This window comes from Azonexus sp. (assembly GCF_030824335.1).
Classification (GTDB): Bacteria; Pseudomonadota; Gammaproteobacteria; order Burkholderiales; family Rhodocyclaceae; genus Azonexus.
The window spans coordinates 91,952-109,783 of the sequence record NZ_JAVBXX010000019.1 but is presented as its reverse complement, the minus strand read 5'-3'; the positions used below and the strand labels follow the sequence as shown (position 1 = coordinate 109,783).

Here is a 17,832-nt window from a genome sequence, read left to right as displayed (position 1 = left end):
CCATGAAACTACGAGTCCTTGGCTGTAGCGGCGGTATCGGCGGGCGAAACCAGCGTACAACATCGCTGCTGATCGACCACGACATCTTGATCGATGCCGGCACCGGTGTCGGAGACCTGAGCATTGCTGAATTGGCCGTCATCGATCACGTGTTTCTTACCCACACGCATCTCGATCACATCACCTCCCTGCCATTGATGATCGATACCGTGGCTGACCGGCGTAGCCAGCCGCTGACGGTCTATGGCACCGATTCGGTACTGACCATCCTGCGTAACCATATTTTCAACTGGGCAATCTGGCCGGATTTTTCCGAGGTGCCAACGCCGGAGAAACCCTTCCTGCGTTACCAGTCGCTACCGCTTGGTGACTCAATCGAGTTGGCTGGGCGGACGATTACGCCGCTGCCGGTAGACCATACCGTGCCTGCCGTGGGCTACCGTATCGACTCGGGGCAAGCCAGTCTGGTTTTTTCAGGCGACACCGGACAATGTGATGCCTTCTGGCGGGCGGTTAACCGGATCGACAATCTGCGCTACCTGATCGTCGAGTGTGCCTTTTCAAATCGGGAGCGTGAACTGGCCAGAGTCTCTCGGCATCTTTGCCCGGACATGTTGGCATCCGAACTCCTCAAGCTTGAGCGTGAATGTGAAATTTACATCACGCATCTGAAGCCCGGTCAGATCGAATTGACCATGGAAGAAATCGCCCGTTGTCTTAGTGATTATTCGCCACGCATGTTGCAGAACAACCAGGTTTTTGAATTGTGATGATGAGCCACCCGACCATAGCCCAGTTGCAATGCCTTGAACCCATCCGTGGCCTGTCTTCGTTGCGTCTTGAAGAGTTGGTGCGGTTGAGTCAATGTGCCTGCTTTTCCATCGGAGTGGACCCGCTCCTCGCCATGCCGCAAAGCAAGCAGTTCGTTTATTTGCTGGTTGGCGAGTTGCGTCTGATCCTGCCGGACGGCAGCATGCAGATCTTGGTGGGCGGGTGTGACGAGGCGCATTGGCCGATTGGCTACAAATCCGCTGCACCGCGGGCCAGCAAGGCCATCACCGAGGTGGTATTGCTCGGCCTGGATTTCGATTTACTCGACATCATGATGACTTGGGATGAGCTTGCCGTGGTGGCCGATGCTGCGCCGTCTGAAACTGAGCCGGCGGCATGGAGCACGATGTCGGGTGCCTTCAACGCCCGCATGCTCACGTCAAGTACCTTGTCGCAATTGCCGGCAGCCCATATTCATGAGTTGCTGCAGCGTTTTCAACGCTTTCCCGTCAAGCGGGGCGAATGCATCGTCAGCGAGGGCGAGGCTGGCGAGTATTACTATCTGATTGAAAGTGGTCGTTGCGTGGTCAGCAAGCACGTGGGCGGTGTCAGTCTGGAGATTGCCGAACTCAAACCCGGCGATGCCTTTGGCGAAGAAGCGCTGGTTGCCGACACCTTGCGCAACGCCTCGGTGACGATGAAAACCGATGGTGTACTCATGCGTCTGGCCAAGCCGGATTTTGTCGAGTTGCTGCAGGAGCCATTGTTACACCCGATAGCGCGCGCTGCGGCGGATACGCTGGTGGCGAGCGGCAAGGCGCGTTGGCTGGATGTCCGTTATCCGGCAGAGTTTACCGAGGATGGCTTGCCCGGTGCCTTGAACGTCCCGCTCAATGAAATTCGCGCAGCGTTTGGTTTGCTCGACCGTTCGCGCGAGTACATTGCTTACTGTCAGAGTGGTCGACGGAGTTCAGCCGCCGCTTTTTTGCTGGCCCAAAATGGCTTTCGCGCTTCATGGCTCAAGGGTGGGCTTGCCCAGGGAGAAAACGCATGACCAGCGTTGCCAGCCGTCTTCTGTTTCTGAAGCATCTGCAGACACTGACCAACCGGATTCACGCGACAGCGAATATCGATGAAATCATGCTGTCCTTGTCGCAGGACATCTGCGATTTGTTCAATGCCGACCGGATGACGCTCTATGTGCTGGCCGAGGATGGGCAGCACATTGTTTCGAAAGTAAAAACTGGACTAAATTCATTCCGTGACATCCGCTTGCCGATTTCCTCTCAAAGCATTGCCGGTTGCGTTGCGGTAAACCGTCAGCCGCTGAATATCGCGGATGTGTATGACGCCAACGAACTTGCGGCCTACAGTCCGGAAATCCGCTTCCTGAGTGAGGTTGACCGCAGGACTGGCTACCGTTCAAAACAGATGCTTGTAGTTCCCATCTGCGCCGAAAGTGGTGAGTTGCTCGGGGTCATGCAACTCATCAATCACAAAGCCGATGTGCCGTTTTCGGCCACGGCGGAAGAGGGCGCTGGTGAGTTGGCCCAGACGTTGGCCGTGGCCTTCCTGCATCGCCTCAATCCGCCGTTTGTCGCGCGTACGCGTTACGACCATTTGGTGGGTGACGGGATTCTGGCCGCCAGCGAACTGGAGGTGGCGCAACAGTCGGCTCGGCGCAAGGACCTCAACATCGAAGATGTGCTGGTCGCGGATTTCAAGGTCAAGATCGGTGATATCGGTCATGCTCTGGCCAAGTTCTACGGGGTGCCGTACGAACCGATGCGTCCGGAGCGCATCAAACCGATCGACTTGCTGCGCAACATCAAGCGCGAATATGTCGATGCAAGCCACTGGTTGCCGCTGGAGGATTCTCCTGAAGGCATTCTGGTCATGACGCCCGACCCGGAAAAGCTGCGTGTTTCCCGCGTTGTGGAAAATATTTTCCCCAAGCGGAAAGTCGCCTACCGCGTTACCACGCAACGTGAGTTCGTTGCTACGGTCGACCAGTATTTCGGTGCACTTTCCGACATGGGCTCGGTCAACGACCTGTTGTCCGGCATGGATGAAGGCGAGGAAGGTGGCGAGATCGGCGAGGATATCTCGGCGGCGGCTGACAACGAACTGGTCAGGCTGGTGAATAAAATCATCGTCGAAGCCTATCAGCAAGGGGCTTCCGATATTCACATCGAGCCGCGACCGGGCAAGGAAAAAACAGCGATCCGTTTTCGCAAGGACGGCACGCTGGTTAACTACATCGAGATTCCAGCCTCCTATCGTTCTTCCCTGATTACGCGCCTGAAAATCATGTGCGACCTCGATATTTCCGAGAAGCGCAGGCCGCAGGATGGCAAGATCAAATTCAAGAAATTCGGCCCGCTCGATATCGAATTGCGGGTCGCCACCATTCCTACGGCCGGTGGTGTCGAGGATGTGGTGATGCGTATCCTGGCGGCTGGCGAGCCGATCAAGCTGGAACAACTTGGTTTGTCTCCGCACAATCACAAAAGCCTGCTCAGTTGCATTGAAAAACCTTATGGACTGTTCTTCGTTTGTGGTCCGACCGGTTCCGGTAAAACAACGACGCTGCATTCGGTTCTCGGTCATTTGAATACGCCGGATACGAAAATCTGGACTGCTGAAGATCCGGTGGAAATCACCCAGAAGGGTTTGCGTCAGGTGCAGGTCAACAAGAAAGCCGGGCTGGATTTTCCGACCGTGATGAAGGCTTTCCTGCGTGCCGACCCGGACATCATCATGGTTGGCGAAATGCGCGATGCAGAAACGACGGGCATCGGTATCGAGGCCTCCCTGACCGGCCACCTTGTCTTTGCCACGCTGCACACCAATTCGGCCCCCGAGTCGGTCATTCGTCTGCTCGACATGGGGATGGACCCATTCAACTTTTCCGATGCCTTGCTCGGAATTCTCGCCCAGCGTCTTGGCAAGCGCCTGTGCAAGGAGTGCAAGGAGGCCTACACGCCAGATACGGCGGAGATAGAACATCTGCTCGACGAATATTGTGAAGAACTGAAGCGTACTGATGCCTGGCTGAAAGATCCGGCAGGTGCCCGTGATGCGATTCGCCAGGAATGGCTGACGCGCTACGCCAAGGATGGAAAGTTCACTTTGCAACGGGCGCACGGCTGCGCCGTATGTAGCGATACCGGCTACAAGGGGCGCGTGGGTTTGCACGAATTGATGGTTGGTACCGACCCGGTGAAAAAGCTGATTCAGGAAAAAGCCAGGGTTGTGGAAATTCTCGCTTGCGCGCTCAATGAAGGAATGCGCACCCTCAAGATGGACGGTATCGAAAAAGCCCTGCAAGGCATTACCGATCTGAAGCAGGTTCGCGCGGTTTGCATCAAATAGGAGGTCCCATGGACTCGCTGCAAAGCCTTTTTCGCCGCCTTGAACAGCTGAACGATATCGGGGCATCGCTCTCCGTCGAGCGGAATATTGCGCTTTTGCTGGAAAAAATTCTGCTGGCAGCCAAGGGTATCACCCAGGCCGATGGCGGTACCTTGTATCTCCTGTCGGATGATAAACAGCGCTTGCGTTTCGAAATTGTGCGGACGGACTCGCTGCATATTGCTTTTGGGGGCTCTAGCGGGCAGCCCATTTCGGGTAGTTTCCCCGATTTGCCCTTGTACCAGCCGGATGGCTTGCCGAATAACAACATGATTGCCGCCTATGCGGCAATCAGTGGCAATACCGTCAACATCGCCGATGCCTACCAGGCCGCTGGTTTCGATTTTTCCGGTACTCGCCATTTCGACGAGCACACCGGTTATCGTTCGCAGTCTTTCCTGACGGTCCCGATGAAGAACCATGAGGGTGAAATCATCGGCGTGCTGCAACTGATCAATGCGATCGATCCTTCAACCGGTCGGGTTACGGTGTTTTCCCCTGCCGACCAAAGGCTGGCTGAGTCGCTCGCTTCGCAGGCCGCTATCGCCCTGACCAATCGACAATTGATCGAGCAACTCGAAGCGCTGTTCGAGTCGCTGATTACCGTGATCAATCTGGCGATTGACGAAAAATCACCGCATACCGCCGGGCATTGCCAGCGTGTGCCGGAACTCACCATGATGCTGGCCGATGCCGTTGATGCCATCGACGATGGTCCGCTTGCCGATTTCAGGCTGACCGACAAGGATCGCTACGAATTGCGCATCGCTGCCTTGATGCACGACTGCGGCAAGGTCACGACACCGGTACATGTCGTGGATAAGGCGACGAAGCTGCAAACGCTCTTTGATCGTATTCATTTGCTGGATACCCGGTTTGAAGTCGTGCGCCGCGATGCCGAAGTGCGCAAATGGCAGGAAATCGCCAACGGACAATCCGCTGCCGATGCCGAACAGCGGTATGTGGATTTTTGCGGTCAACTCGATGTGGACCGCGAATTTCTGCGTAAAGCGAATGTGGGCGGGGAGCGTATGCGCGACGAGGACATTGAGCGCATCGCCCTGATGTCGACGCGATATCGGTGGCGCAATCCGGCGGGTGAAGAAGTGCCCTTCCTCAGTGATGATGAAGTCCTTAACCTGAGTATTCGTGCCGGTACTTTGACTGGTGCGGAACGCGAAATCATCAACCATCACATCGTCGCCACCATCCGGATGCTGGAGCAGTTGCCCTGGCCAAAACACCTGAAGAACGTCCCCGAATATGCCGGCGGTCATCACGAGCGCATGGATGGCAAAGGCTATCCGAAAGGTTTGAAGCGCGAAGAAATGAGTTGGCAAGCCCGCATGATGGGGATTGCGGATATTTTCGAAGCATTGACTGCCAAAGATCGGCCATACAAGGATGCGATGAAACTCTCACAAGCCTTGTCCATCATGGAAAACTTCAAGAATGGCGGACACATCGACCCGGACTTGTACGACGTATTCGTCAAACAGCAGGTTTACCGGCGCTACGGCAAGGCGTTTCTCAGTGAAGGGCAGGTTGATTGCTGACCTGCAATTGCCAAGGGAGGTTGCCCTGCTCGTGGCTTCTGTTCGATCGAAGAATTAAGGAAAAATCAGCGTTTTTGGGTGCGTTCCCGGTTCACAAGTCCCGCAAAAAGCTTCTTGTAATTTGTCGCCAGATTTTCCCAGCACCAGCTTTGTTTTGCTTTTTCGGCGCTGAGTTGACGGTACTGGGCCTGCTTGTCCGTATTCAGTTGATTTTCAATAACTGAAATCCAGTGCGCAGGATCGGGTTTTTGGGGGGAATGTGCGACCGGGATAATGCAACCGGGAAATTCCGGCCCGCCAGCGGCGGTTTCTTCAGAAACAATCGCCGGTGTTCCGCAAGCCAGAGACTCTTGGACTACCAGCGGAAAGCCTTCGCCGTGGCTAGGCAAAATCAGCAAGTCGGCCAACTGATACAAAGACGCAAGAGAGGCGCCTTGGCGTCCTTGCCAGACAAAGACATTGGGTTCTTGCCATGCCGTTGGGTCAAGCGGCCCCCAGCCGGCAAAACACCATTGCCAATCCGGGCGCATTTCAACCATTTGGCGCAGGAGCGGCAGTCCTTTTCGTTCAACAAAGCGACCAACGAATAGCAGTACCGGTTTCATCGGGTCCAGCCCATGCAATTCACGAAGTTTGCTTCTGGTTGCCGGGAGTGGTGAGGGCTTGAATATCCGGGAGTCCACGCCGTTAGGCCAATACAAGGGCGTACGGGAGAACTTGGTGTACGCTTCAAAGCCGGTTTTTACGCGTGGGCTGATAAATACCGCTTGGCTGGACATCCCCAGCATCCAGCGTCCAAAGCTACGGTTGATGGCCTTCAGGATGTTGCGAAGCAGTGGGTTGCTGTATTCGATATCGCCAATATGTTGTGTCAGCACAACGGGTTTCCCCAGTGCTTTTGCCAAAGGAATGGCGAGCAGGTGGGCTGGGTAAATAAAGTCATGGATATGCAGGATGTCGCTTTCAGCGATCATTCCCCTGAGCCGCCACCAGTGGCGGAACGACCAGACTGGCCAAGGTAGTCCATGTTTTTCGAGTGCATTCCAGGCTCGCTGCGGGGTACAGGTGATTCCTGCTATATCGGGCACGGGATCGCAATCAGCCGCAAGCCAGTGAATGTCATAGCATTCAGCAAGCCGTGCAGCGAGCTGTCCGGCAACAATTTCGACGCCGCCTCGGTGGGCAGGATAGTAGTGTGTGAGCAATAAAAGACGTGGTTTTTCCCGGCATGTCGCAGTTTTGCGGGGAGGGAAAATGTTCATGTTTTCTGCGGTCGCGCCATCACCAGATAGACGGCTGCATTATTGCGGATCAGTGTTTTAGGTGTCAGCTTGTCTTCCAGCGTCATTCGTACGTACATCATTAGACATAGTATTGCCGAAAGCAATTTGCCAACTGGGCCAAGTTTCTTGAGGACATGGTGGTAGGCAAGGGTCCGGAATTGCGTTGTCCAGGCAAGCGGGCCAACGATCGGCCAGGTTTCGACAATGCTGAATCCACGGCTTGTCAATTCGCGCAGCAGCCCATCGAGCGTCCAGCGTCTGAAGTCAGTCGGGTGCGGGTGGTAAAGCCAGTTGCCATGGGTGGAGAGAATCAACAGGCCATCTTCGGCAAGCAGACGGCGGCATTCGCCTAAATAGCGATCCAGATCCCAGACATGCTCAAGTACTTGAAAGGATGTCACGCATTGAGCCAATCCGTCTGGCAACGCTGTTGTACCATCCGTGTCGATCACTTGATCGACTGCCCCGCCCGGCTCGATGTCGCAACCAATGTAGCGTGCGCCTTGGGCGGTCAACAGTGTTTTATAAGGCGCCTCGCCGCATCCTAGGTCGACTACAGTAGTATCTTCCAGCAGGACGCCCGATGCTTGGGTGCGACCGATACAATCGACGATGGCGGCGGCCAGTTTTCGCAAGGTATAAGCATCGTGACGCCAGTAGGGTGCATTGAAGCGAGTAGCCATGAATTCGAATATTCTGGATGTTGAAATTGAAAAATAAGCGGGTTGTGCGCTTTATCCTGGTCGGTGGCGTGTGCTTTCTGACTAACCTCGCAGTTTTGTATGTCGGAACGGATATTCTGGGTTGGTATTATCTTTTGTCGATGCTCGTTTCGATCATCGTCGCCAATACATTGGGCTGGTTATTGAACAGAAGCTGGACTTTTCCGGCAAGCCGATTTTCCTGGTGGATGGAATATGGTCGGTATATGAGCGTCAGTTTTTCGAGCACATTGATCAGCTTGTTGTTGATGATTCTCTGCGTCAGCGTGTTTGGTGTGCATTATCTTCTGGCTAGTGCATCGATAGCCTTGGCGATGATCGCGTTCAATTTCATCGCTCATCGGGATTGGAGTTTCGCCGCATCGAAAGACCCGGCCGAACGCTGATACAGCGCAATATACTGAAGCGGATTGGTCAGTGCGCCAAGTAGTCCGCTATGGCAGGGGCAGGGATGAATAGTCTTTTGCAGCGTCCATCCCCGTTGTGCGAGATGTTCAGTCCATCTGCTGCCGCGCTGATAATTTTGCGGCGAGGGAATGCCGAATTTCCGATTGCCCAGCTCATCCAGAATGGCCAGTGCCGCATAACCCATCCAGCTAGTATAAGTGTGATCCTTGATCAGCAGGTAATGACGCGAAACGCGGGAAATTTCGTCGAGATAATATTCCGGCGAATTGCAGTGATGCAGGACGTCGACCGCGTAAACCAGGTCGACACTGCCGTCAGGAAACGGTAGCGGTGCGCCAGGCGCGTAGATGATCGGTTCGACCAGTGCGTTGTCTCGCCGCTTGATGTCGATGGCGAGCCTTTGGCTATCTGGCCATAGCGCCCCGACTTGTGAGGCGAACCAGCCGTCGCCACAGCCGAAATCGAGAATACTCTCGGGGTGCTCGAGATCATTGAGTAACGGCAGGAACTGCGCCCAGATTTTTTTACGGTAGGGATTCATCGGCTTTTCCTCGGCGGGCAGGAATCAAGCAACTTTTTTTCATTGGCATCTTCGAGATGAATCAAGGGGCGTGTGCTATTGAAATTGTCTCTGGCGAGCAGGCTGCCATCCGCGATGGCGATCATCTGGAAGTCTGTTCCGGGGTAAAAGCGCCGTCGGGTTTCGGTGGCTTGCAGGCTCCAGAATCCGGATGGCTTGAAAATATCCGGACATTTTTGTTCCCAGTAAGCGATACGGCGGTCGATACCCTGTCTTTTCTCCTGTTCCTGTTGATTCATGGGAGACATTTCAAGCGCACAACTGTACAGGTTGAATTCCGGGACTTGGATTTTAATTACGCCGCAGTTTGATTCATTGACTCTGTAGCCATAATCCGACAGCAGGGCATTTTGGCTACTGATCGATGATTCCAACGTTTGAGTTTTCCCAGCGATGGTCAGGGGGGCATACAAGGAACGGAATTCAAGTTTCAGATTTTCCTTGTCTTTCCTCATGTGGTTCAAAACGACATGATCAGGCGGGAGTGTTGTTTGCCCGACCAGGTTGAAAAAGCGCGAGCCTTCAGGAAAAAGATGTAAAAGGCTGGCGTACCCCTGAGTTTGTATGGAAAGGTAATAGGCTGGCGTGGTGTCGAGCGGTGCTGGTATATCCAATGCAAACCACGGTCTGGCCCAGGCTTTTGTGTTGTATCCAAGAATGTTTGGTGTATTCAGATTGGTGGCCAGGGCCGCTTGCCCCGTGATTGGCAGCAGGATCGCGAACATTCCGATGAAGTGTCTTCTTTCGCCAAGTTTCATGGCGAGCAAGCCGATGGCTGGGCCGAGCAGGAGCAGGGACTGGATTGCATAGCGGATATTGCCGCTGGTTTGAATCCAGGCCGGGATGAAGATCAGGAAGCTGATCCAGAACAGTTTTTCAAGGTCTGGCATCCGTGCCGATCTGCCTGACTGGCGGAGCAGTTTGGCGAGGATGCGGTACAGTCCCCACAGGACAAGCAGACCGAGCAGGTAAACAGGCCGGATATCGACGGTCATGGCTTCAAAACTGCTTCGCTTGCCGCTGTCCGCCATGTTGAACGGAAACATCAGCGCTTCGAAAAAATTTTGCGGGATGAATCGCTCGGCTACCAGGTTAACCGGCGGAAACCACGGCGACTGGAATACGCCGTTGAACAGCGGAAAGACCGGATTGGCGAAGGCTTGCCACAGCATCCAGGCATGTGGCCCGCCGGCCAGGAGACCGCCCAGCGTGCCGGATAGCGCGACGCGCCAGAAAACCGGTAGCAGGCGTCTGGTGGGCGTGAGGCAGAGTATGGCAATGGCCAAGGCGCCACAAAACACCAGTAACGAAGGCTTCAGTCCTACTGCGATGCCAGCCAGGATGCCAGAGAGGTGAAGCAGCCACCAACTGGTTTCGGTGGCACGGCGCATCCAGAGCAGTAGCGCCAGCATCGCAGCCAAGGCCGGGATACTGACGATGATGTCGGTGTAGCTCGTGCCAAGCTCGAAGAGAAATCCGGGGCTCAGTGCGCCGAGAATGACGGAGCACACGACGACGAAGCGCCGCATCGGAGATTCCGTGCCGATTAATTGGCTGCTGATCAAATGTAGCAGCCACAAATTACTGCTGTGCAGGAAAGCCATGATCAGGGTGCCGAGCAGGCTGTTCTGCGGAGTTGCGAGATAAGCGGCGTAAAAAGGGAGGTGCGGCAGCGGGTTCAGATAGCCTTGTCCGCTGGCGGCAAATAATTCGTCTGGTAAACGGTGCTCCCACCAGGCTTGGACAATATAGAGGTGGTAATGCAGGTAATCCCACGAGAACTGTGGGCCGACGCGTGCGCTCCAGGCAATGCATAGTACAGAATAGGTGAAGCAGCAGAGCAGATGAAAATTTCTTGTGCCCAGGTTCACTTCGTTGGCCTTGGGGAAAATTGCAGGAAGGTGATCCAGAAACTGATTGCCAAGAGTTCCATTCCGGTGATGCCCAAGGCTGCGGCCGGGATTGCCCGGCGCATTGTCTGGCTCGGATCAAGGGCTGGAAAACCACCACTTTCCCAGCCGTAGAAGGTTTTCCAGATCAGGCTCAAGGAGATGCCGATGAGCAGGAGCGCCACTGCCAGACCGACCTCTAGGCGAAATTTCTCGAGGATCCAGCGGGTGGACCGGGAGTGCGGTAACAAGCCCAGACAGGCGCCGGTGCAGCGGGCAAGCACGCCGAATGCCGTCATCTGCACGCCGACGATGGCGCTGGCCGTGAAATAGAGCAGGGAGTGGATGTCGAAACCGATGCCGGTGACGACGCGCAAACCGGGCAACACCCAGGCGCTGCCGAGCAGGCCGATCAGAAACAACACGATACCGGGGTACAGGAACAGCCAGCGCGGCGAAAACAATAACATGAAGCGCAGGTGCCGCCAGCCATCGCGCCAACTGCGCAGGTGCGGCGGGCGGTTGCGACCGTCCGGTTGCAGTGTGGTCGGGACTTCGCAGATGCGCAGCTTGGCCAGGGAGGCCTTGATGATCATTTCGCTGGCGAACTCCATGCCGTCTGTTTGCAAGCCCAGTTTCCGGATGGCATCGCGCTGGAACCCACGCAATCCGCAATGAAAATCCCTGATCGGAGTCCGGAAGAACAGGCGGCCAATGAAGCTCAGTACCGGGTTGCCGAGGTAACGATGCAGGGGGGGCATGGCGCCGGGGGCGATGCCGCCGCGGAAACGGTTGCCCATGACCAGTTCCCAGCCATCCTTCAAGCGCGTATGGAAGGTATCAATGGCGTCGAACGCATAGCTGTCGTCCGCATCGCCCATGATGATGTAGCGTCCGCGGGCAGCGGCGATGCCGCCGCGCAAGGCGGCGCCATAACCGCGTTCCGCCACCGGCACGACGCGGGCACCGGCTGCTTCGGCAATCGCTCGCGAACCGTCGGTCGAACCGTTGTCGGCAATCAGGACTTCGCCGTCGATCCCTAGGCGGTCCAAGCTATCCCGAGCTTTGTCGATACAAATTTTGAGTGTTTCTGCTTCATTGAGGCAGGGCATCAGGATGGTCAATTCGCAGGAATCAGAGCTGGGCATTGTGTTTGGGTGATCCGCTGACTTTGGTTGTTTATATTGTTTTGAGCTGATAACGAGATAAAAAAAACCCCGGCAGGTTTAACTGCCGGGGCTTGAACAACTAACTTTGATTACGGTGCGCAGTTACCCGTGTCGTTGTTGCAGGTAATGACGGTGCTGGCGGTATCTTTTGACGTAAAGGTGGTGGTGCCGCCTGCAGTCAGAAGAGCTGCGTTGCTGTAGCCGGTTGCACTACATGCGGTACCGGCGCCAGGGGTGTAAGACGGCAACATGCTGACGTCATTGTTGGCGGTTGCTGCAACGGCGCCACGGATGGTGCCGACGGCTTCAGCCTGACAGGCGCCGATCTTGGACTTGTTGGTGTAGCTCTGGTACTGCGGCAGGGCCACGGAAGCCAGAATGCCGATGATCGCCACGACGATCATCAGTTCGATCAGGGTGAAGCCCTTTTGAACGTTTTTCATTTGAATCTCCTTGTTGGAAAAAAACGGAATTTTCCGTTGTCTGGGTAAAAGCAGCTAGTGTGCCAGTTGAGGTGTGGCGGCGGTCTAGGTGGTTGAGAGTTTTGGAAGTGCTTTTAATATCAATGGCTTGATTGCAAAGCCTTCTGTTTTTTGATGTTCACTAACCGAAGGGGATGTCTTTGATGTGCCGTAAATTGTCATTGTTGGTCGACGTTTCTGAGTAAGCTTGATGATCGCTCCGTGCGTAGGTCTTCAACATGCGGCGGTCACGTTTCGCCACACATCACATCAACGGGGTCAGGTCGTGCATCAACTATATCGACGGCCTCTTTTGTTGACAGTTGCAAGCTGGCGCAAGCTTGAACAAGTGTAAAAATCGGCGAATTCTGCGGTCGACCGCAAAAAACATCCCTTTTTCATTCCCGCAGGCAAACAAAAGGATCGCCACTTTGTTTCCAGGTGCGGCAAATCATTCATGGGGTCGCCCCCGGAGTCTTTGACCACAACACATCGCTTGACTACAATTGTGGTTGGTTGGTTTGATTGGAGATTGCGATGAGCACCGTGTCCGTGCGTATCGATGAAGGCTTGGTCAGTGCCGCACGCACCGCAGCCAAAGCCGAGTTCCGTACCGTGCAAGGCCAGCTGGAGTTCTGGGCCAAGGTGGGTCGGGCCGCGCTCGACAACCCGGATTTGCCCGCCTCGTTCATTGCCGAGAGCCTGATGAGCATGGCCGAGCCGCGTGATGACAGTACCGTCTTCGTCCCTCGCTCGACCACTAGGGCATGACTTGGGACGTTCGCCAGACTCGGCGATTTGCGCGTATCTATAAAAAGCTGCACGACAACGTCGCGATCGAGGTCGATGGCGCAATCGATGTGGTTGCAGTCAATCCCGACATCGGCGAGAAGAAGAAAGGCGATCTCTCCGAGTTATGGGTTTACAAATTCGGTTGCCAGGGGCAACTCTACCTATTGGGTTATACCCGCGATGACGGCGTCCGACTGGTGTATCTCGAGGCTGTCGGCCCTCACGAAAACTTCCACCGTGACCTCAAGCGCTAATCGGTCGTCGTGGCTGCCGCCGGCTATGGCGATTTTGGGCCGGGTGTCGAATGTCAGCTATCGAACCTGACGTCTTCATACAGTGTTTCGATTGGCACGCAGAGGTCGAGGCTGGCGAATTCGACTGGTTCGCCGGCTTCGCTCGGGTAGAGCACCCAGCGACCATTGTTGTCGCGGCGGAAGAGGTCCTCGTTCAGGCGTTCTGGGTCGATCAAGACGTATTCGCGCAGACTGGGCAACTTGCGGTAGGCGGCGAACTTTGCCCCGTGATCGTAGGCTGAGGTGGATGGTGAAAGGACTTCAGCAGTGAGCGTGGGGGCGCTTTTGTAGCGGGTTTCGGTTCGATCCGATTCGGCGCAGGTGACGAAAACGTCCGGATAGAAAAAAGCGTCGTCGGTTTCAACGCGCAGCTTCATGTCGGAAATGAAGACGCTGCATGGTCCGCCACGTAGATGGGCGCGCAGGGTGAAAAATACGTTTCCGGCAACGGTGACATGGGCTTCTGAAGCGCCAGCCATGGCAAAAACTTCACCGGCAATGTATTGATGTTTTTCAGTTTGTTCGGTCTCCCAGGCAAGGTAGGCTTCGGCGTCGAAACGGTCCTGTTTTGCGGGGAGCGACATGTCGGTTTCTTCTCAGGTCTTGGCCTGTGCCAGCCAAGCTTCAAGTGTACGCGGTAGTTGTTCGACCAGCAGGGCTTCCCGGCCGGCAATCCAACCGTGGGTGGTGCTGGTGGATTTGTTGCTCTGGATGTCGTTGATCAGGAATCCAGCGGTGACCAGATCGTTGATTGAGCCCAGGCTTTCCTGCAACTTACTCAGCGTGTTCAAGTAGGGTTTCATCCGCCGGACGGGTAGTAGCGGCATGACAAACTCCATTGCATAGCGCAGTTTCTTGAAGCGCAGGCGCATGGCGTGGCGTTCTCCCGGACTGAGCTCGGCGTAGCGCTGGGCCATTTTTTTTGCACTGCGCGTATGGGCGGCGATGCGTTCGGCGGCAAAGTCCGTGAGCTTGATTGGTTGGCTGTCACTTAGCGCATACACCGCCGAGGTGAATTCGACGATCAGGCGCGGGTATTCCTTGACGCCTAGTAGCCGGGTAATGGCCCGGCGGGCATTCTTGACGCGGCGATGCGCTTCATTGCGCAGCTGAAGAATTTCAGCATTATTGGGAAATGCGGCAAGGAGCGGTGGCAGTGTTTCTTCGAGAAAGACATCCCAGTTGCGTGCTTCGCCGAGTGCGCCGGCCAGGGTTTTCCAGCTTTGGCTGTACACCGCAACGAAGTCTTCCGGCAAGACCGGCGCAAACAGTTTGATCGCTGAGCGCAGACGACGCAGGGCGACGCGGGCTTGATGGATGAATTCGGGTTCGCCGCCCGCCAGCAGGCCGGTTTCGTTACGTTGAAAATGTTCGAGGCAGCCGAGCGCAATGCTGCGAAAGGCGTCAACCGGGCTTTGCGTCTCGCTGATGGCGACGGGCTTGGCCTTGAATGGTGTGCTTGGTTCGTTGCGGAACAGGCGATAGCCGCGCTCGGCCTTGCTGGCAATCGCCGGGTGCAGGATGTGGTGTTTTTGCAGTGCACGGGCCAGGCCGAAGATGTCGGCAATGCTGCCGGAGAGTAATTCGAGTTCGATTTCGCAAATGACTTCACGTCGTCCGCCTGCGCTAATGTGGCCGTGGTCGATGGCGAGTTCGATGAGTGAGTCGCCAAACGGGACGTGCCAGAGTTGGCGTTTGAAATCGGTGGCAAAAACGGGTTCAAGTTGATCTTTGAGTTGATCGAGTTGTGAGCGGAGTTTGGGGGCATCGACATGGCTGAAGTCGAAAACGCCGGGTTGAGCCGCCGTTTCCCATTCGCTCCGGACGGCGAGACCGCCGCTGCCCGGCTCCGCGGTTTTTACGGTCAACAGCCATTCCGGGCCTTTTTTGCGAAAGCGCATGGCGATGCGGTTTTCGCGCAGCGTCAGGTTAGCGGTGTCGTGATAGGTATTCAGCAGCCGCTGTTTCCTGGATGTCAGTCCGGCCAGCAACGGGTGCGCCGCCAGTTTGCGCATGCATTTCGGGTCAAGCCTCAGCTTGAGTTCGATTTCTGTGGACATGGTGCTGGTTCCTCGCTGCTGCTGCGCTTGCCGGTTTATCGGGATAGTGCGGGGTTGAGCGTGTAGGTGCCGGTCAGGCTGGCTTGGGCGAGGATATGTCCTTGCATGGCGTTGCGTACTTCCGGACCGCCGAATTTGCCTTCGATCGGTAATTTTTCGATATCCAGCGCGTAGACCGTAAAAATGTAGTGATGGATGATTTCGTCGTTCCACGGGGGGCAAGGACCATCGTAACCGTAATAGTCGCCACGCATGTCGTTGTCGCCAGCAAACCAGTCGGTGTAATTGTTGATGCCTTGACGGCTGCCATGTGCGGCTTGTGGCCCGCTCTTGCCACGCGGCGTAACGGTATGGCTGAATTCGCCTGCGCCAACGGTGTTGAGCGTGGCGGGTAAATCGACCAGCACCCAGTGGAAGAAATCAACGCGCGGCAAGGCGGCGGGGATGGTGCGGCCCTCTTGATTGACGTCGTCGCCCTGGCTGGGTACATCCGGGTCGTGGCAGATGATGACAAAGGATTTGCTGCCGGCGGGTGCATCAAGCCAAGTGAGTTGGGGGTTAAGGTTTTTGCCCAGGCAGACATGGTGTGCCGGGTCCGGCGTGCAGAAGGAAAAGTCGCCGGGAATGGGGTGGCCGTCGGAAAAGCTGGCGCTGGTCAATTTCATGGGTGCGTCTCCTTTTATTCAGAGGCCTGTCGCTTGAAATCGCGCAGGCGGAAGCCGAGAAGCCACAGTGTAGCGAAATATGTCATTGCGCCAAGCGCTACCAACCAGCAAAGATGAATAACTCTTGCGGTCAACGTCGCTGTGAGCCAGATTTCAGTGTTGCCCATGGCGAACCAAAGTACGCCGCCCATCAGGCTCATGGCCAAGGCAAGCTTGAGGAAAAATACCAACCAGCCATTTTGCGGATGGTAAATCCCGGCTTGACGCAGTCCGCGAAAGAGCAGTCCCGCGTTCAGGCAGGCGGCCAGTCCGATCGACAAGGCCAAGCCAGCATGACCAATCCAGCCGACGAAAGCTAGGTTCATCGCTTGCGTGGCAAGCAGCGAAACCAAAGCGATTTTGACGGGTGTTCTGACGTTTTGTCGCGCGTAAAATCCAGGGGCCAGCACCTTGACGAGTATCAGACCGAGCAGGCCGAGCGAATAGGCAATCAAGGCTTCGCGGGTTTGCAATACGTCATGCGCTGTGAATGCGCCGTGCAGGAAGAGCGTGGCGATCAACGGCACCGCCAGTAGAGCCAGTGCCAGAGCAGCCGGGGCGGCGAGCAGAAAGGTCAGGCGCAAACCCCAGTCGAGCAAGCGGGAATATTCGGCATGATCTTGCGTCGCATGACAGCGTGCCAGCGAGGGCAGCAGGATGGTGCCGAGTGCTGCGCCCAAGAGGCCAGAAGGAAACTCCATCAGGCGGTCGGCGTAGTACAGCCACGAGACGCTGCCGGTTTGCAGGAAGGAGGCAAAGATCGTGTTGATGAGCAAACTGATTTGCGAGACCGAAACCCCGAGCAGCGCTGGCAGCATTAACGTGGCAACCCGACGGGCGCCGGGGTCGGCCCAGGCTGCACGCCAGTTGATGCTGACGCGAGGCAGCATGGAAATCCGGCGCAGGGCAGGTAGCTGGATCAGGAGTTGCAATAGGCCACCAATAAATACGGCCCAGGCCAGTGCCATTACCGGTGGTTCGAAATAAGGCACAGCAAAAAGCGCCATGCCAATGAACGCGAGATTGAGTAATACCGGCGTGAAGGCGGGGAGCGCGAAACGACTCCAGGTGTTCAGAATGCCGCCCGCCAGTGCAACCAGCGACATGAACAGAATGTAGGGAAATGTGACGCGGGTCAGGGCGACCGTCAGTTCGAATTTTCCTGTGTCGGCAGCAAAACCGGGCGCGGATATCCATACGAGCAGCGGTGCGGCGGCAACCCCAAGGGCGGTAACGAAGAACAGCACCATGGCTAGCAGGCTGGCGACGTGGTCAACCAAGGTTCGGGTGTCTTCGGGCGAGCGCTGGTTCTTGTATTCCCCGAGAATGGGGACGAAAGCTTGTGAAAAAGCCCCTTCGGCAAACATTCTGCGCAACAGGTTTGGTAGTTTGAAGGCGACGAAAAATGCATCTGTCGCAGCCCCGGCGCCAAAGGCGCGGGCGATGACAAAATCCCGGACAAAGCCAAGGATGCGGGAGAGCAAAGTCATGCCGCTGACCGTGGCCAACGTGCGCAATAAATTCATTTGAGGCAGCCCTGTTGCCTGTTGCCAAGCGAAAAAGCTATAATTCTACGCTGCGCTGAATGCAGGGTGGTCAAAGTAAGCTTGTTGTTCGATTGATCGAGTAATTGCTTTTCAATCGAAGCGACAGTGCTATAATCCGCGCCCTGCTGTTTGACTGGCTAAGGCTTTCGAGCTGTAACCAATCAATTGCTTCAGGTTAGGTTT

The 17,832-nt window shown here is 55.8% G+C and carries 17 protein-coding genes; 7 read left to right on the top strand and 10 right to left on the bottom strand.

Annotated elements, in window-relative coordinates; all coding sequences use genetic code 11:
• Positions 1–2: 2 nt before the first annotated feature.
• From RCI20_RS12635 to RCI20_RS12620, 4 genes are read left to right on the top strand one after another with little or no spacing between them, the layout of a single operon-like run.
• Complete coding sequence (locus tag RCI20_RS12635; protein WP_306606048.1) at positions 3–770, top strand: 3',5'-cyclic-nucleotide phosphodiesterase; 768 nt, start codon at positions 3–5, stop codon at positions 768–770.
• Positions 770–1,825, top strand: coding sequence for a cyclic nucleotide-binding domain-containing protein (locus tag RCI20_RS12630; RefSeq protein ID WP_306606046.1), 1,056 nt, complete (start codon positions 770–772; stop codon positions 1,823–1,825). Before RCI20_RS12635 ends, RCI20_RS12630 begins: the two co-directional genes overlap by 1 nt.
• Positions 1,822–4,146, top strand: coding sequence for a GspE/PulE family protein (locus RCI20_RS12625; protein WP_306606043.1), 2,325 nt, complete (start codon positions 1,822–1,824; stop codon positions 4,144–4,146). The genes RCI20_RS12630 and RCI20_RS12625 overlap by 4 nt, the downstream gene beginning before the upstream one ends.
• Positions 4,147–4,154: 8 nt before the next feature.
• Positions 4,155–5,741: an HD family phosphohydrolase gene (locus RCI20_RS12620; RefSeq protein ID WP_306606041.1), complete on the top strand. Its 1,587-nt coding sequence runs from the start codon at positions 4,155–4,157 to the stop codon at positions 5,739–5,741.
• A gap of 65 nt (positions 5,742–5,806) precedes the next feature.
• On the opposite strand, the gene RCI20_RS12615 is transcribed toward RCI20_RS12620, so the two are convergent.
• Positions 5,807–7,003: a glycosyltransferase family 4 protein gene (locus tag RCI20_RS12615; RefSeq protein WP_306606039.1), complete on the bottom strand. Its 1,197-nt coding sequence runs from the start codon at positions 7,001–7,003 to the stop codon at positions 5,807–5,809.
• The gene (locus tag RCI20_RS12610; RefSeq protein ID WP_306606037.1) at positions 7,000–7,707 is read right to left on the bottom strand and encodes a bifunctional 2-polyprenyl-6-hydroxyphenol methylase/3-demethylubiquinol 3-O-methyltransferase UbiG; all 708 of its coding nucleotides are present in this window, start codon (positions 7,705–7,707) and stop codon (positions 7,000–7,002) included. The genes RCI20_RS12615 and RCI20_RS12610 overlap by 4 nt, the downstream gene beginning before the upstream one ends.
• Before the next feature lie 17 nt (positions 7,708–7,724).
• On the opposite strand from RCI20_RS12610, the gene RCI20_RS12605 reads away from it, so the two are divergent.
• Positions 7,725–8,132, top strand: coding sequence for a GtrA family protein (locus RCI20_RS12605; RefSeq protein ID WP_306606034.1), 408 nt, complete (start codon positions 7,725–7,727; stop codon positions 8,130–8,132).
• Here RCI20_RS12605 and RCI20_RS12600 read toward each other — a convergent pair.
• From RCI20_RS12600 to RCI20_RS12585, 4 genes are all read right to left on the bottom strand, one after another.
• On the bottom strand, positions 8,084–8,695 hold the full coding sequence (locus tag RCI20_RS12600) for a class I SAM-dependent methyltransferase (protein ID WP_306606032.1): 612 nt from the start codon (positions 8,693–8,695) through the stop codon (positions 8,084–8,086). The genes RCI20_RS12605 and RCI20_RS12600 overlap by 49 nt on opposite strands.
• On the bottom strand, positions 8,692–10,338 hold the full coding sequence (locus tag RCI20_RS12595; RefSeq protein WP_306606031.1) for a hypothetical protein: 1,647 nt from the start codon (positions 10,336–10,338) through the stop codon (positions 8,692–8,694). Before RCI20_RS12595 ends, RCI20_RS12600 begins: the two co-directional genes overlap by 4 nt.
• A 263-nt stretch (positions 10,339–10,601) precedes the next feature.
• Positions 10,602–11,771, bottom strand: a complete 1,170-nt coding sequence (locus RCI20_RS12590) for a glycosyltransferase family 2 protein (RefSeq protein ID WP_306606029.1) — start codon at positions 11,769–11,771, stop codon at positions 10,602–10,604.
• A 110-nt stretch (positions 11,772–11,881) separates the two neighbouring features.
• The gene (locus tag RCI20_RS12585; protein WP_306606027.1) at positions 11,882–12,235 is read right to left on the bottom strand and encodes a prepilin-type N-terminal cleavage/methylation domain-containing protein; all 354 of its coding nucleotides are present in this window, start codon (positions 12,233–12,235) and stop codon (positions 11,882–11,884) included.
• Positions 12,236–12,790: 555 nt separating this feature from the next.
• Between RCI20_RS12585 and RCI20_RS12580 the strand changes: the two genes are divergently transcribed.
• Together RCI20_RS12580 and RCI20_RS12575 are read left to right on the top strand one after the other, a co-directional pair.
• The gene (locus RCI20_RS12580) at positions 12,791–13,024 is read left to right on the top strand and encodes a ParD-like family protein (RefSeq protein WP_306606025.1); all 234 of its coding nucleotides are present in this window, start codon (positions 12,791–12,793) and stop codon (positions 13,022–13,024) included.
• Complete coding sequence (locus RCI20_RS12575) at positions 13,021–13,299, top strand: type II toxin-antitoxin system RelE/ParE family toxin (RefSeq protein ID WP_306606023.1); 279 nt, start codon at positions 13,021–13,023, stop codon at positions 13,297–13,299. The genes RCI20_RS12580 and RCI20_RS12575 overlap by 4 nt, the downstream gene beginning before the upstream one ends.
• Before the next feature lie 53 nt (positions 13,300–13,352).
• On the opposite strand, the gene RCI20_RS12570 is transcribed toward RCI20_RS12575, so the two are convergent.
• From RCI20_RS12570 to murJ, 4 genes are read right to left on the bottom strand one after another with little or no spacing between them, the layout of a single operon-like run.
• Entirely contained in the window at positions 13,353–13,922 is a 570-nt protein-coding gene (locus RCI20_RS12570) for a Uma2 family endonuclease (RefSeq protein WP_306606021.1), read from the bottom strand.
• A 12-nt stretch (positions 13,923–13,934) separates the two neighbouring features.
• A complete protein-coding gene (locus tag RCI20_RS12565; RefSeq protein WP_306606019.1) occupies positions 13,935–15,398 on the bottom strand; it encodes a CYTH and CHAD domain-containing protein in 1,464 nt (487 codons plus the stop codon).
• A 35-nt stretch (positions 15,399–15,433) separates the two neighbouring features.
• Complete coding sequence (locus RCI20_RS12560) at positions 15,434–16,063, bottom strand: YbhB/YbcL family Raf kinase inhibitor-like protein (protein ID WP_306606017.1); 630 nt, start codon at positions 16,061–16,063, stop codon at positions 15,434–15,436.
• A 14-nt stretch (positions 16,064–16,077) separates the two neighbouring features.
• Positions 16,078–17,628, bottom strand: coding sequence for a murein biosynthesis integral membrane protein MurJ (gene murJ, locus RCI20_RS12555; RefSeq protein ID WP_306606015.1), 1,551 nt, complete (start codon positions 17,626–17,628; stop codon positions 16,078–16,080).
• Positions 17,629–17,832 lie beyond the last annotated feature (204 nt).